Here is a 13637-nt window from a genome sequence, read left to right as displayed (position 1 = left end):
GCCTTCGGCGTGGCTACTGCATCTGTTCCCGGATCCGCTGCGGGATCATGCTTACCCGGGTGACCAGCGTCTGCGGGGCGAAATCGGGATCGATGCATTCGTCCCAGTATTCCAGGTGCTTCTCATCGAGCCAGTGCGCCGAGTCGCGGACCTCGGTACCGCCGTGGCCCTGGATGCTGTACAAGTACAGGTATTCGGCCCCGTCCAGCGTCTCGCTGAAAATCGTCTCGACGTACATCCGCTCCCCCTCCAGGGTTTCCAGCACCGCCGGCATATTGGAATTCAGGAACTGCAGCCATTGGTCGACTCGTTCGATTTTGCCTGGTTTCACGCGAAAACGCATCAGCTCAATGTTCATTGAACCAACGGTATACGAGCAACGCCCGGGTCCGATGACGTGAAGTCATCGGGCCCGGGCGTCTGCCTGCCGGTCGCGAGGCGCTGGCCTACTCGGCGGCCAGCCCCTGGACCGGGGAGAGCTTCGCGGCGCGGCGTCCCGGGGTCACCGAGGCCAGCAGGGCGGCTACGATGCTGACTACCAGCACCAGGGCCAGCTGCAACCACGGGATCTCGTAGGACATCTCGCCGACCGCCGAGAGCGTGGCATGCGCGCCGAGCAGTCCGTAGACCACGCCGAGCACCAGGCCCAGCAGGGCCGCCACGCCGCCGATCAGCACGGCTTCCTGGGCCAGCATGGCCCGTAGCTGCTTCTTCTTCAGTCCCAGGGCCCGCAGCAGCGAGTTCTCGCGGGTGCGTTCGAGCACCGAGAGGCTGAGCGTGTTGGCCACGCCGATCAGCGCGATCAGCACCGCCACGGCCAGCAGGGCGGACACGATGGCCAGCAGCACGTCAATGACCTGGGAGAACATGGCGTTCTGCACCACGCCGCCGTCGATCATGTACGACTCGACGTTGGCCACATCGGCGATCTGCTCCACCAGGGCGGTGATGTCGGCGTTGGACAGGTCGGGGGCCGCCTTGATCAGCACGCCGCCGTACTCGTTCTCCGAGTCGGCCAGCTTCAACGATTCCAAGGTGTCCTTGGTGACCAGGTCCTGGTACAGCGCCGCGGAGGACACCTTGACGTCCAGTTCCCTGCCTCCGACGGTCAGCTTCTTGGGCTGTTCTTCTGTGCCGGTGTTGAAGCGGATGATCTGCCCGTCCGCCGGCACGATGCTCTGGTCCAGCACGGTTTTGGAGAAGCCCTGCGGATCGACGCCCATCAGCTGTACCGGGGCTTCGTCCTCCCGGCCCTTGATTTCCGCAGTGCCGGCCACGAAGGTCGAGGTTTCCTCGATGCCGTCCAAGGAGGCCAGCTCGCGGGCCAGTTCCTGGGTCTTCGCGTCGTCGACCTGGCGCTCATACAGCGAGAGGGTCAGATCCACGGGGAACTCTCCGGCCAGGGAAGTGTTAAGGCTGGACTTGGCCGTCTGTCCGCCGACCATGATCATGGAAACCAGGGTGACTCCGATCAGCAGGGCCGTGGCGGTGGCGGTGGTGCGGCCCGGGTTGCGCACTGCGTTCAGGGCGGCGAGCTTGCCAGCCACCGAGCGCCCGGCCACCAGCTTGCCGATGCCGAAGACGCTGGTCGGGACGAACAGCGATGCGAGCATCAGGATGCCCGGGAAGGAGAGCAGGCCGCCGAGGAAGGCGATGGGCAGCGAACCGTCGATCGCGCCCCAGGCCAGCAGCCCGGCGCCAGCCAGGGCCAGCAAGATCCCGATGACGATGCGCAGCTTGCCGGCGCGGTTTTTCACGCTCGCCGCGTCGAAGGGACGCAGGGCCGCCAGCGGGGCGAGCTTCATGGCGCGGCGGGCCGGCAGGCTCGCGGCGATGACGGTCATTGCGATGCCCACGACCACCGGGATCACCAGGCCCTTGGCATCCAGCGCCAGCGTGGCGTAGGACAGGCTCGGCACCATCACGTGCAGCAGCTGGATCAGGCCTGCCATCAGCGCGACGGCCAGGGCGACGCCGATCGTCGAGGCGACGATGCCGATGACCAGGGCCTCGACGAGCACGGAGCTGCGGATCTGCTTGCGCTTGGCGCCCAGGGTGCGCAGCAGCGCCAGTTCGCGGGTGCGCTGGGCGATCACCACGTTGAAGGTGTTCACCACGACCAGGCCGGTGACCACCAGAGCTACCAGGGCGAACACCAGCAGCACCACGGTGAGCTGGTCGGTGCCGTCCGTCAGCATGGCGACGTCCTTGATGACCTTTTCATCGGCGGTCAGTACCGAGACGTCTCTCATCTGGTGCTCGGCGAAGTACGCGGCCAGCGCCTGCTGGGCGGCCGGGAGGGAGTCCTTGGCATCGATCACGATGTTCTGGAAGGAACCGGAATCGCCGGCGATCTTCGTCCAGACGGATTCCGGCAGGCCCACCATGGCGTAGCCGGAGAGCTGCGGATCGGTGCTGGTGCGCTGGATGCCCACCACCTTCATGTCCTTGGTGGACTCGGAGGTGGTCAGGCCGACGGTGTCGCCCACCGATACCTTCATGCGATCGGCGTGCTCGTCGTCGAGGATGACCTCGTCGGCGTTCAGCGGGGCACGGCCTTCGAGCAGCTCCATGCCGCCGAGGTTCTGCTCGGCGGACACCGGCTGCAGCAGCACGCCATAGCCGTCGTCCGCGGTGTGCAGTTCACCGGTTTCGTAGGCGGTGCCGTAGGCGGTGGAGATCTCCGGGAGCTTGCGGATGTCCTCGACCTGTTCCATGGCCAGTTCGGTGTACTCGAAGTCGGGATCGTCCTCCGGCACCAGTTCCCAGTCCTGGAAGGCGACCAGGTCGGCGTTCTTGTAGGTGTCGCCCAGCGAGTTCTTCAAGGTCGCGCGGGTCGAGGTGTTAACGGCCAGGGTGGCCGCGAGGAAGGCGGTGCCGATGGCGACCGCCAGGACCACGGCGATATAGCGCCGTGCATAGGTCTTGATATTGGCGAGGGCTACGTGCAGCATCGACTACTCCGCCAGCGAGGCCAGGGCCTCGGTCACGGTGGCCACGGTCGGGTCATCCAGCTGGCCCACGATGCTGCCGTCCTTCATCAGCAGCACGGTGTCCGCGTAGGAGGCGGCGGCCGGGTCGTGGGTGACCATGATGATGGTCTGGCCCATTTCGCGGGTCGAGGTGCGCATCAGCGAGAGCACCTCGGCCCCGGTGCGGGAGTCCAGGTTGCCGGTGGGCTCGTCGCCGAAGACGACTTCCGGCCGGGTGAGCAGCGCCCGGGCTACCGCCACGCGCTGCTGCTGGCCGCCGGAGAGCTCATGCGGCTTGTGGTTCAGCCGGTCGCGCAGGCCCAGGGACTGGATGACGGTGTTGAACCAGTCGCGGTCGTGCTTCTTGCCGGCCAGCGACAGCGGCAGCAGGATGTTGTCCTTGGCGCTGATGGTGGGCACCAGGTTGAAGGACTGGAAGACGAAGCCGATCTGCTCGCGGCGCATCTCGGTCAGCTGGTCATCGCTCAATTCCAGCAGGTTCTTCCCGCCAATGACGATTTCGCCGGAGTCGGCGGTGTCCAGGCCAGCCAGGCAGTGCATCAGCGTGGATTTGCCGGAGCCCGAAGGGCCCATGATGGCGGTGAAGCGGGATCGTTCGAAGGAAACGGTGACGTTGCGCAGGGCTTCGACTCTGGTGCTGTCGTGCCCGTAGGTCTTGGTCAGGCCGCGGGCGGCGACCGCGTTCTCGGTTTTCGGCATAGTCTCGGAAGTCATATTAGAAAGACTACAAATCACCTAGCCATACCGGCATCAACCGCCAGGATCCAGTTCAGCGGGTCCAAGTCATACCAGGGGATGAGCGAAGCCGCGGTTCGCCTCCACCCGGTGCTGTCCGCCTAGCAACCGTGCTCGCGTTCGCTGAGCTGGTGCGAGGCCGGCTCGATCTGGAAGGTCGAGTGCTCAATGCTCACGGTGAAGTGGTCGGCCACGCATTGCTGCAGCTCGCGCAGCAACCCGCCGGCCGCGCCGGCGCTGAACACCGAGTCCTCGACCACCACATGGGCGGTGAGCACCGGGAGGTTGGAGGCAATCTGGCTGGCGTGCAAATCGTGCACCGCGATGACTCCGGGCAATGCTTCCAAATGCTCCCTGACCGCGATCAAATCCAAGCCCTTCGGCGTGGATTCGAGCAGGATGTGGGTGGTCTCCCCCAGCAGCTTCATGGCCCGTGGAACAATCAGGGCGCTGATCACCAGGGCCGCCACGGAGTCCGCCCGCATCCACCCGGTGAAGGTGATCACCAGTGCGGCAATGATGACGGCGACCGAGCCCAAAGCGTCGTTGACCACTTCCAGGAAGGCCGCGCGCATGTTGAGGTTGTTGTTGCGACCCGCGGAAATGATCCACATGGAGATGACGTTGCCGGCCAGGCCGATGATGCCGAAGGCCAGCAGCCCGGCCGGCTGCACTTCTGCCGGGGCGAAGAGCCGGCGGACCGCGTCGACCGCGGCATAGATGCCCGCCGCCAGCAGCAAGGCCGATTGGAAGGTAGCCGAGAGCACTTCGGCGCGGCGGAATCCCCAGGTGCGCTTCGTCGTGGGCTTGCGCATGATCAGGTTGGCGGCGGTCAGCGCGAGCAGGAGCCCCAGGGTATCGGTGAGCATATGCGCCGCGTCAACCAGCAAGGCCAGGGAATTGGTGAGGATCGCGCCAACCACTTCGGCGACGAGGATCGTCGCGGTGATGGCGAAGGCCCACGCCAGACGGGTCCGGTTGGCTCCTGAATGGTCATGCGAGTGGCCGTGGGAGTGGTCGTGTCCCATGCTCAGTCCTCCCTCCGGTCCGTGCCGTGGGCTTCGTGCCACTGGTGGTGGGCCGCGTCCTGCGGCAGCAGTGCCGACGCGGCGGCGGCCAGGGCATCAAGCGCTTCTTGCTGGCCCAGCGAGTAGATGCTGGCCCGCCCCTGGCTTCTGACGCGGACCAGGCCGGTGTCCTTCAGGCAGGACAGGTGCGCGCTGACCGTGCTTTGGGCCAGGCCCAGATGCTCGGTCAGTTCCCTGACCTTGTGCTCCCCGGTCCGCAGGTGGTCAAGGATCAGCAGCCTCGTCGGGTCGGCGAGCGCATGGAAGAGCGCCGCGAACTGGAGCTTGCCGTTGCGGACTTCCACTGCATCGATACCTGACTCTATTATCGCCATATAACGATGATAGGCCACGTGGCCGCGAAACGAAACGTTGCATGGCACTGCGAGAATCCGGATGGATGGGAAGATGAAAATATGACTGAAGATCTCATCGTTGGCGAGGACGGGTTGGCGCGCCCTCGCTGGGCCGCTTCGAATGGCATGCTCCGCGCGTACTACGATGCCGAATGGGGCATGCCGATCACTACGGAAGCCGGCCTTTTCGAGCGGCTCAGCCTTGAATGCTTCCAGTCGGGCCTGTCCTGGGCCATTATCCTTTCCAAGCGCGAGGCATTCCGCCAGGCCTTCGAATACTTCGATCCCGAGAAAGTCGCCCTGTTCACCGAGGATGACTTCAATCGGCTGATGGAGGATGCAGGGATCGTGCGCAATCGGCTCAAGATCCGCGCAACAATCGCCAACGCCGAAGCAACCCTGATGCTTCGCGAAGAGGGCGGCCTGTCCGATTTCATCTGGTCATTCAAGCCGGAGCAGACGCCGGCTCCGCGCACCTTCACCGAGATCCCCACGCAAAGCCCGGAGTCCAAGGAGCTGGCCAAGGCGCTGAAGAAGCGGGGCTTCAAGTTCGTCGGCCCGACCACCATGTACGCCCTGATGGAAGCCATCGGCATGGTGGACACCCACCTGATCGGCTCGCACCGCCGCGGAACCTCCGGCATCTGGGCCTAAACAAATGGAACTGCGCCTGCCTGCAACGGGAACACTGGATGCCAGCCACGCGCTGGCGGTGCTGGCATTGCATTCGCTGCCAGCCCAGGAGCGGCTGGACCCCGCCGCGGCCCAGGTCCAGCGCATCCTGCGGGTGCAGGGTCACCTGGTAGAAATTTCCCTGAGGCTGGATGCCTTCGGCGTATCGCTCACCCATGACGCCCCGCCGGAATCCGTTGCCCGGCTGACCGGGATCATCAACCATTGGCTGGGGCTGCAGCAGGACACCAGTGCGGCCTATGCGGCGCTTGGTGCCCTGCCGGGCTACCAGCCGCTGGCCATGGCCTTGCCCCACCTGCGGCTGATCAGCTACCCGGATCCTTTCGAGGCCCTGGCGACCACTGTCATCGGGCAGCAGGTGTCCCTGGCGGCGGCACGGACCTTGGGTGGACGCTACGTCGATGCCTTGGGGCAGCCGCACACCTCAGGCCTTCGGGCCTTCCCCTCGGCTGCCGCAACGGCCGCCTGCACGCCTGCAGAATTGCAGCAGATCATACGCTGCCCGCTTTCGCGGGCGGTGACACTGCAATCGGTGGCCGAATGGTTCGAGCTCAGCGGGCAATTCCTGCTTGGCGACGCACCGGCATTCCTGGATCAGCTCCAGGCGCTGCGCGGGGTGGGCCCATGGACGCGCAATTACATGGCGCTGCGCGGATTGCGGGATCCGGAGATTTTCCTCGATTCGGATCTGGTCGTCCGCCGAGCCCTGGGGAAGCTTCGCGATGGCGGTGCGGTCGTCGCACCCCCGCCTCGGGGCGCTGGCTATCTGGCGACCCTACTGCTGTGGTCTTTTGATGCAGCAAATCCCTAGGGACGAGAAAGGGAGCTTATCAAGGTGTGCAATCTTGATAAGCTCCCTTTTCGACGAATCGGCTGACTGAGCAAGTCCTCCGATTCTCCATTCCCCTAATTCAAGCCGGCTACGCCCCTCACTGGCCCGAGGTGAGCAGCCCCGGCATGCAGTGAGCTAGCCGATAAATATCGGTCAAGCTTGACGCTTCTCCCGACCACACACGGGAGAAGCTCTGGAATAAGCATAACCTAAGAACCGGCAATAACGTCAATACCTATTTGCGTAATTTTTCAAATAGTTTCTTAGGTCGATCTAACTTCTGCGAATCAGGTGACGGCACTCAGGCTAATCGGCGAAAATCTTGCCGATGTCCGTGCGCTTCTCGGCCTGGAACGCGTCTTCGGCGCGGCCGTAGGCCCAGTAGGCGGATAGCGACATGTCGCGGCGGTCCACTCCATGCTCGTCATAGAAGACGTGGCGCAGCTTCTTCATCACTTCGCGCTCACCGTGGGCGAAGACCTGCACGCGGCCCTCGGGCCACGGGATCTCGCGGATCACCGACTCGAGGATGGTGCTTTCCGGGGTGAACTGCCCATTGCGGTGGATCCAGCGGATCTCCATGCCGGCCGGAGCCTGCAGCTGCATTTCATCGGCCTCGTCGGCGACCTCGATGACCACCAGGCCCTTCATCTGCGGGGACATGGATTCCAGGGATGCGGCGATGGCGGGGATGGCGGTTTCGTCTCCGGCGAAGAAGTGGAAATCGAATTCTTCCTTGGGGACGAACATGCCGCCCGGGCCCGAGAAGCAAATGGACGAGCCGATCTGCGCATCTCGCGCCCACGGGCCTGCCAGGCCCTCATCGCCGTGGACCACGAAGTCGACCTCGATGGTGCCCGCCTCCATGTCACTGCGGCGCACGGTGTAGGTGCGGCGAACCGGCATGTCCTCGGGAGCCAGCTGCTCGCGCAGCGCCTCCATGTCGTAGGGCAGCTCGAGTCCCAGCTCGGGCTTGGCGAACAGGAATTTCACGTAGCGGTCGGTGGCCGGCTTGTCGACGAAATCTGAGATGCCTGGGCCACCAAGGGTGAGCCGCACCAGATGCGGTGCGATGCTCTCACGCTTGAGGACCTGCAGGAGGACCTGAGGGCGCGCGGGGCGACCTCCACTTTGCGGGCGACCACCAGCGGGCTGGGACACAACATCACTTCCTGTCTTAATAAGGGTAGATAGATCAATCCTAATTGACAGGAGCGCCAGTGGTTACTTGGGGAACGTCGAGGGCCCTTCATATGCGCTGAGCCCAGCCCGCTCTTCGGGGCTCAGGCGTTGCACGCGCGCGGTCGCCGGGTCGAAATAGGCCAGGGTCGTGGCCGCTTTGACGCACAGGTGGTCTTCCACCGGGTCGCGGAATTCGTAGCAGATGTCGAAGCTCGCAGGCTTGATATTGGCAACCCAGAGGTCCACGTTGACCGGCACGTTGCGGTATTCCAGCGGACGGGAGTAGCGCACCCGATGCTCGACAACGAGGATCTGGGTTCCGACCGGCACCGCCGAGAAGATGTCGGCCTGCGGCTGGACGCCTGGCGCCCCGGTGCCGCCGGGCACGCCGAAGCCGGCGATGCGCGCTTCTTCCATCAACCGGATCAGGTTGACGTTATTGACATGGCCGTAGGCATCCATGTCGCCCCAGCGCATCGGCACCTGCACCCGCAGGGTGGTTCCATCCATGGCTAATCTTCCTTCAACAGGTTCGTGCTGTCGTTGCCCGCGATCCCCAGCTTGGCCAGCTCCCGCAGGATGCGTGCTCCGTCCGGCTCGTAGACCCAGCGCACCCCGGGAGTGGTCCGGCGCAGTTCATGCGAGCGCCCGCCTGCCAGCACCGCTTCGGAAGGGGTCAGTTGGCGGATCACGATCGCCCGGACCAGTTCCGGGTAGCGGCGCGCGAACTCCGCATAGATGGCCGGATCATGCTGGCCGTCATCGCCAACGAGCACCCACGAAATATGCGGGAATTCCTCGGCCAGCCGGCGCAGCTGGTCGACCTTGTGCTGCATTCCGCTGCGGAACCAGGAACGGTCGGTCGGTCCCCAATCGGTCAGCAGCAGCGGCCCTTTGGGGAACAGGTTGCGCGACATGAAGCGCTGCAGGGTCTGCGCGACATTCCAGGCGCCGGTGGACAGGTAGATGGTCGGAGATCCCGGATGCTCATGCAACACCGTCTGGAGCATTACCGCCATCCCGGGGGTCGCCACGCGGGCATGCTCCGAGAGCACGAAGGAGTTCCAGGCCGCCAGCAGCGGGCGCGGCAGCGCGGTGACCACGACCGTGTCATCCACGTCGCTGATCACCCCGAACTTCTGCGCCTGGTCGATCACGAGAATCTTTGCCTGCGCGTCATCGCCGTCATGGGCCTGGAGGCGGATCTCGTTCCAGCCGGCGGGCAGGTCGACCATCAGCTTCACATCGATGACACCGCCGCGGTCGGCCTGCACCTCGAAGCGATGGTCGCCCACGTCGATGCTGACCTTGCCGCCGGGGAGGATCGGGGAAATGAAGTTGCGGAAGCCGCGAATGCCATCGGCAATCACCTGGGCCTTGTGCTGCCCGTCCTCGAAGGCGCCCGGCTTGGCCAGCACCACACGGGCGAAGACTCGGATCCAGCCGCCGTTCGGTCCGGTGGAGCCATATCCCACATAGGGCAGGATGACCGCTTGATGGCCATTGGCAAGGGCGCGCCGCGCGCGCCACCGATGCACTCCGTCTTCAATTCGCGACGCTACATGCCGTGCATCGCCATCAGCCGAAATATGACTCATGGCTCCAGTCTTTCATGCCGATGCCCGCGCAGGGGAAAACGAGAACTTGTGTCTCAGGCCCTTGCGCTTTTCTACAAAGAGTAGAAAACTGGTGCTATGAAATTCGAACACGAAATGAACAGTCCGGTCCTGGTCTTGGATGAGGACCAATCGTGGCAGCTGCTCTCGCACACCTCCCACGGACGCGTGGCGACCTCGGTTGCAGGGTTGATCGATATCGTCCCAGTGAACTACGGGGTGCACAACGGCAAATTGTTCCTGCGCACTGCGCCCGGAAACAAGCTGGCGGCCATGTCGATCAATGAAAAGATCGCCTTCGAGGCCGACGGCATCCTTTCCGATGAGGCGTGGTCGGTGGTCGTGCACGGCAGCGCCGAAGTGCTGGAGCATGAAGCGGATATCAAGGAGGCGCGCGAAAGCGGCGTCTCTCCATGGATCCCGACCCAGAAGGATTTCTGGATCCGGGTCAATGTCGATTCCATCTCCGGACGGCATTTCCAGCTCGGCGAGCAGCCAGAGGTCGCTGAATAGCTCCCCCGGAGAACCGCACGGAAAACGCCGCTGCCCACCCGATGCTGATCGGGCAGGCAGCGGCGTTTCCAGCCTGGGCCGTGCTCAGGAGTAAGGGTAGAACCCTTCCCCGCTCTTGCGCCCGAGCTTGCCGGCTGCAACTTTTTCGGTGATCAGCGGGTGCGGCTGATCGGCCGCATCGCCGGTTTCGGCGTAGGTCGCTTGGGCAATGAAATCGATGACGTCCAGGCCCACCATGTCCATCAGCTCGAACGGACCCATGGGGTGGCCCAACGCGGTCTTCGCGGTGGTGTCGATATCCTCGATGCTGGCGATTCCCGCGTGCGCCAGGTTCAGCGCCTCGGCGTTGATCGCGCCCATCATGCGGTTGGCGATGAACCCGGGGATCTCCTTGTTCACCAGCACCGGGTTCTTTCCGAGCCGGCTGGCCACCTCGGTGACGGCCTCGATGGTGGCGTCGCTGGTCTGCGCATTGCGAACCACCTCGACGCACTTCATCACCAATGCCGGATTGAAGAAATGCATATTGCACACCTGCTCCGGACGGCCGCTGGCCTCGGCCACCTTCGAGGACGGCAGCGTCGAGGAGTTCGTTGCAAGGATGGCGTGGGCCGGTGCATGCTCGCCGAGCTGCGCGAAGATCTGCTCCTTGATATCCAACCGCTCTACCGCGGCCTCGATGACCAGGTCCGCCGTGGACGCGCCCTGGACCAGATCGGTGTCCTGGCCCAGGCGTCCCAGCGCCGCATCGGCTGTGGCCTGATCCAGCTTGCCCTTGGCCACGCGCCCGGCAGCCCAGGATTCCAGTTCGGCACGGGCGGCGTCCAGCGCGTCGGCAGAGATGTCCTGCAGCACTGTGCTGTATCCGCCCAACGCGCAGCTCATCGCAATCTGCCGGCCCATGGTGCCGGCGCCAATCACCAAAATACGTTCAATCGTCATTGATCATTACTCTCTTTGCAGTCCCGCCCGGCACCCTTCAGCCGCGCAGGTAGGTCGTCGTAGTGTGCGTGTAGAACTCGCGAGCTGCCGCTCCCTGCTCTTTCGGTCCGTAGCCAGAAGCCTTCGCACCGCCGAAAGGCACATGCGGGTCGGCACCTGCTGACTCCGAATTTACATGCAAAATTCCCACGTCGAGAGTTTGTTGCGCTTCCAGTGCCAGCGCGAGATTCGAGGTGAACAGCGCCAGGCTCAAGCCGAATTCCGAGTCTTCAGCGGCTTCGAAGGCTTCCTGCCACCCGTTGACCCGGCGCACCGCCAGGATCGGTGCGAAGAATTCTTCCTGCCATGCGCAATTGGCCCGCCCCGCTTCCCCGTCCGGGAGCTCCAGGATGGTCGGGGCCAGGAAGCTGCCAGTGTCCGGGGCCTGCCCGCGATAATTCAGTGTCGCGCCCTGTTCCAGCGATCGTTCGATCCCCTGGGCTGCCGAGGTGGCCGCCTTGGCATCCACCAGCGGACCCATGTGCACCGACGGATCCAGCGGATCCCCGGTCACCCACTGCGCGAGCCGCCCGGTGAGCTTGGCCAGGAACTCATCGGCAATGGACTCATCGAGGATCAACCGGCTGGTGGCCGTGCACTTCTGCCCGGTGGAGCGGAAAGCCCCGAAAAGCACCTGCTCGCTGGCCAGGTCCAGGTCGGCATCGGCCAGCACCACCGATGCGTTCTTGCCGCCCATCTCCGCCTGCACCGGAATCCCGCGCGCTGCCCCCGCGGCGCAGAGCTTGCGGCCCACCCCGGTGGATCCGGTGAAGGTCAGCCCGTCCAGCTGCTCATTGGCGATGAAGGCATCGCCCAGCGCTCCGGGGCCGATGACCAGGTTGAGCACGCCAGCTGGCAGCCCGCCATGCTCCAGGGCCTGCACCAGGCGCATGGCCAGCAGCGGCACCAGGCTGGCCGGCTTGAACACCACGGTGTTGCCGAAGACCAGCGCCGGGGCGATCTTCCACGCAGGAATCCCGATGGGGAAGTTGAAGGGCGTGATCACCCCGATCACCCCCAGCGGCTTATGCGTCACCAGGATCTGCTCCCCGGCGCGCGGGGATTGGAAGACGGTGCCGGCAGCGCGTTCGGATTCGCTGGAATAGTAGGTGAGGATCTGCGCTGCGCGCAGCACTTCGCCGATGCCTTCGGCCCGAGTCTTGCCCTCCTCGGCGGCCAGTTCCGCGCCGAAGTCCTCGGCATGCTCCGTCAGGTAGCCGGCGGCCTTGGCCAAGATCGCCCCGCGGGCTGCCATCGGGGTGGCGGCCCAGGACTTCTGCGCCGTGCGGGCGGCATCAAAGGCGGCCGCCACCTGGCCCGTGCTGGCTGCGGTGCCCTCGGCGAGGATACTGGATTGGTCTGCGGCGGCCGTCGAGCCGATGCGCCCGCCGTCTCCGGGAACCCAGGCACCGTTGATGTAGTGCTCCAGGGTGGCAACTGTTGTCGAAAGTTCCATTGGTTTCTTTCCCGTCTACTGTGGCTTCGCGGCTTAGCGGAAGGCCGGCACGCCGGTGAGCTTGTTGCCGAGGATCAGGGCGTGCACCTCGTCGGTGCCCTCGTAGGTGCGCACCGACTCCAGGTTGTTGGCGTGGCGCAGCGGCGAGTAGTCCAGGGTGATGCCGTTGCCACCCAGGATGGTGCGGGCTTCACGGCAGATCGCGATGGCTTCGCGGCAGTTGTTCAGCTTGCCGACCGAGATCATGTGCAAATCCAGGTTCCCGGCGTCCTTCAACCGGCCGATGTGCAGGGCGAGCAGGAAGCCCTTGTTGATTTCCAAGGCCATGTCCACCAGCTTCTGCTGGGTCATCTGGTATCCGGCCAGCGGCTTGTCGAACTGCAGGCGCTCCTGCGAGTAGGCCAAGGCCGCCTCGAAAGCGTCGCGGGCGGCGCCCATGGAACCCCACAGGATGCCGTAGCGGGCTTCGTTCAGGCAGGAGAAAGGCCCCTTCAGTCCCTTGACCTCGGGCAATACCGCAGTTCCTGGCAGGCGCACATCCACCATTTCGATGTCGCACTGGATCGAGGCGCGCATGGACAGCTTCTGCTCGATTGGCGTGGCGGTGAAGCCAGGGGTGCTGGTGGGCACGACGAATCCGCGGATGCCCTCATCGGTCTGCGCCCAGATCACTGCCACCTGCGCGACGTTGGCCAGGCCGATCCAGCGCTTGGAGCCGTTGATCACCCAGTCATCGCCGTCGCGGCGGGCGAAGGTCTTCATGCTCGATGGGTCCGAGCCTGCGGTGGGTTCGGTCAGCCCGAAGCAGCCAATCGCTTCGCCGGCGGCCATCTTCGGCAGCCATTCTTGCTTCTGCTCCTCGGAGCCGTGCTTGTAGATGGCGCTCATGGCCAGCGAGCCCTGGACCGAAACGAAGGTGCGCAGCCCCGAGTCGCCGGCTTCCAGCTCGGCCCCGGCGATGCCGTATTCCACGGCCGAGCGGCCCGCGCAGCCGTAGCCTTGAAGGTGCATGCCCAGCAGGCCCAGCTTGGCCATCTCCGGAACGATTTCCAGCGGGAAGACCGCGTCGTTGTACCACTTGGCGATATTCGGCTTGATGTTCTCGTTGACGAAACCGCGCACGGTGTCTCGCAGCGCCAATTCCTCGGACGAGAGCAGGGAGTCGAAGTTGATCAGGTCCGCTGGGTCCAGCAGGCGTTCGATGGTGGTCATG

The 13637-nt window shown here is 64.6% G+C and carries 14 protein-coding genes; 3 read left to right on the top strand and 11 right to left on the bottom strand.

Going from position 1 to position 13637, the window contains the following annotated elements:
- Nucleotides 1–13: 13 nt before the first annotated feature.
- The 5 genes from ATK23_RS00330 to ATK23_RS00310 form a co-directional block, all read right to left on the bottom strand.
- The gene (locus tag ATK23_RS00330) at nt 14–358 is read right to left on the bottom strand and encodes a DUF6176 family protein (RefSeq protein WP_066140135.1); all 345 of its coding nucleotides are present in this window, start codon (nt 356–358) and stop codon (nt 14–16) included.
- Between the two features lie 88 nt (nt 359–446).
- Nucleotides 447–2954 (bottom strand): ABC transporter permease, encoded by a 2508-nt coding sequence (locus ATK23_RS00325; protein WP_066140140.1) that lies wholly within the window; start codon nt 2952–2954, stop codon nt 447–449.
- Between the two features lie 3 nt (nt 2955–2957).
- Nucleotides 2958–3707, bottom strand: coding sequence for an ABC transporter ATP-binding protein (locus ATK23_RS00320; protein ID WP_066140143.1), 750 nt, complete (start codon nt 3705–3707; stop codon nt 2958–2960).
- A 122-nt stretch (nt 3708–3829) separates the two neighbouring features.
- Entirely contained in the window at nt 3830–4756 is a 927-nt protein-coding gene (locus tag ATK23_RS00315) for a cation diffusion facilitator family transporter (protein ID WP_100339217.1), read from the bottom strand.
- A gap of 2 nt (nt 4757–4758) precedes the next feature.
- Entirely contained in the window at nt 4759–5130 is a 372-nt protein-coding gene (locus ATK23_RS00310) for an ArsR/SmtB family transcription factor (RefSeq protein WP_066140390.1), read from the bottom strand.
- 81 nt (nt 5131–5211) lie between these two features.
- Between ATK23_RS00310 and ATK23_RS00305 the strand changes: the two genes are divergently transcribed.
- Together ATK23_RS00305 and ATK23_RS00300 are read left to right on the top strand one after the other, a co-directional pair.
- A complete protein-coding gene (locus tag ATK23_RS00305) occupies nt 5212–5805 on the top strand; it encodes a DNA-3-methyladenine glycosylase I (RefSeq protein WP_038990008.1) in 594 nt (197 codons plus the stop codon).
- Between the two features lie 4 nt (nt 5806–5809).
- The gene (locus ATK23_RS00300) at nt 5810–6655 is read left to right on the top strand and encodes a DNA-3-methyladenine glycosylase family protein (RefSeq protein ID WP_066140144.1); all 846 of its coding nucleotides are present in this window, start codon (nt 5810–5812) and stop codon (nt 6653–6655) included.
- Between the two features lie 327 nt (nt 6656–6982).
- Here the strand turns inward: ATK23_RS00300 and ATK23_RS00295 are convergent, their stop codons facing one another.
- The 3 genes from ATK23_RS00295 to ATK23_RS00285 form a co-directional block, all read right to left on the bottom strand.
- Complete coding sequence (locus tag ATK23_RS00295; RefSeq protein ID WP_066140147.1) at nt 6983–7837, bottom strand: siderophore-interacting protein; 855 nt, start codon at nt 7835–7837, stop codon at nt 6983–6985.
- Between the two features lie 63 nt (nt 7838–7900).
- A complete protein-coding gene (locus tag ATK23_RS00290) occupies nt 7901–8368 on the bottom strand; it encodes an acyl-CoA thioesterase (protein WP_066140149.1) in 468 nt (155 codons plus the stop codon).
- A gap of 2 nt (nt 8369–8370) precedes the next feature.
- Complete coding sequence (locus tag ATK23_RS00285; protein ID WP_066140152.1) at nt 8371–9456, bottom strand: App1 family protein phosphatidate phosphatase; 1086 nt, start codon at nt 9454–9456, stop codon at nt 8371–8373.
- Between the two features lie 96 nt (nt 9457–9552).
- On the opposite strand from ATK23_RS00285, the gene ATK23_RS00280 reads away from it, so the two are divergent.
- The gene (locus tag ATK23_RS00280) at nt 9553–9987 is read left to right on the top strand and encodes a pyridoxamine 5'-phosphate oxidase family protein (RefSeq protein ID WP_038990011.1); all 435 of its coding nucleotides are present in this window, start codon (nt 9553–9555) and stop codon (nt 9985–9987) included.
- Between the two features lie 84 nt (nt 9988–10071).
- Here ATK23_RS00280 and ATK23_RS00275 read toward each other — a convergent pair whose 3' ends face one another.
- The 3 genes from ATK23_RS00275 to ATK23_RS00265 are packed head-to-tail and all read right to left on the bottom strand — an operon-like array spanning nt 10072 to nt 13636.
- Entirely contained in the window at nt 10072–10929 is an 858-nt protein-coding gene (locus ATK23_RS00275; protein ID WP_066140155.1) for a 3-hydroxyacyl-CoA dehydrogenase family protein, read from the bottom strand.
- 37 nt (nt 10930–10966) lie between these two features.
- A complete protein-coding gene (locus ATK23_RS00270) occupies nt 10967–12424 on the bottom strand; it encodes an aldehyde dehydrogenase family protein (RefSeq protein WP_066140157.1) in 1458 nt (485 codons plus the stop codon).
- Nucleotides 12425–12457: 33 nt separating this feature from the next.
- Nucleotides 12458–13636, bottom strand: a complete 1179-nt coding sequence (locus ATK23_RS00265) for an acyl-CoA dehydrogenase family protein (RefSeq protein WP_066140159.1) — start codon at nt 13634–13636, stop codon at nt 12458–12460.
- Nucleotide 13637 lies beyond the last annotated feature (1 nt).

Source organism: Glutamicibacter nicotianae, assembly GCF_002797775.1.
In the GTDB taxonomy this organism is placed as follows: domain Bacteria; phylum Actinomycetota; class Actinomycetes; order Actinomycetales; family Micrococcaceae; genus Glutamicibacter; species Glutamicibacter nicotianae.
This window is presented reverse-complemented; position numbering and strand designations above follow the sequence as displayed.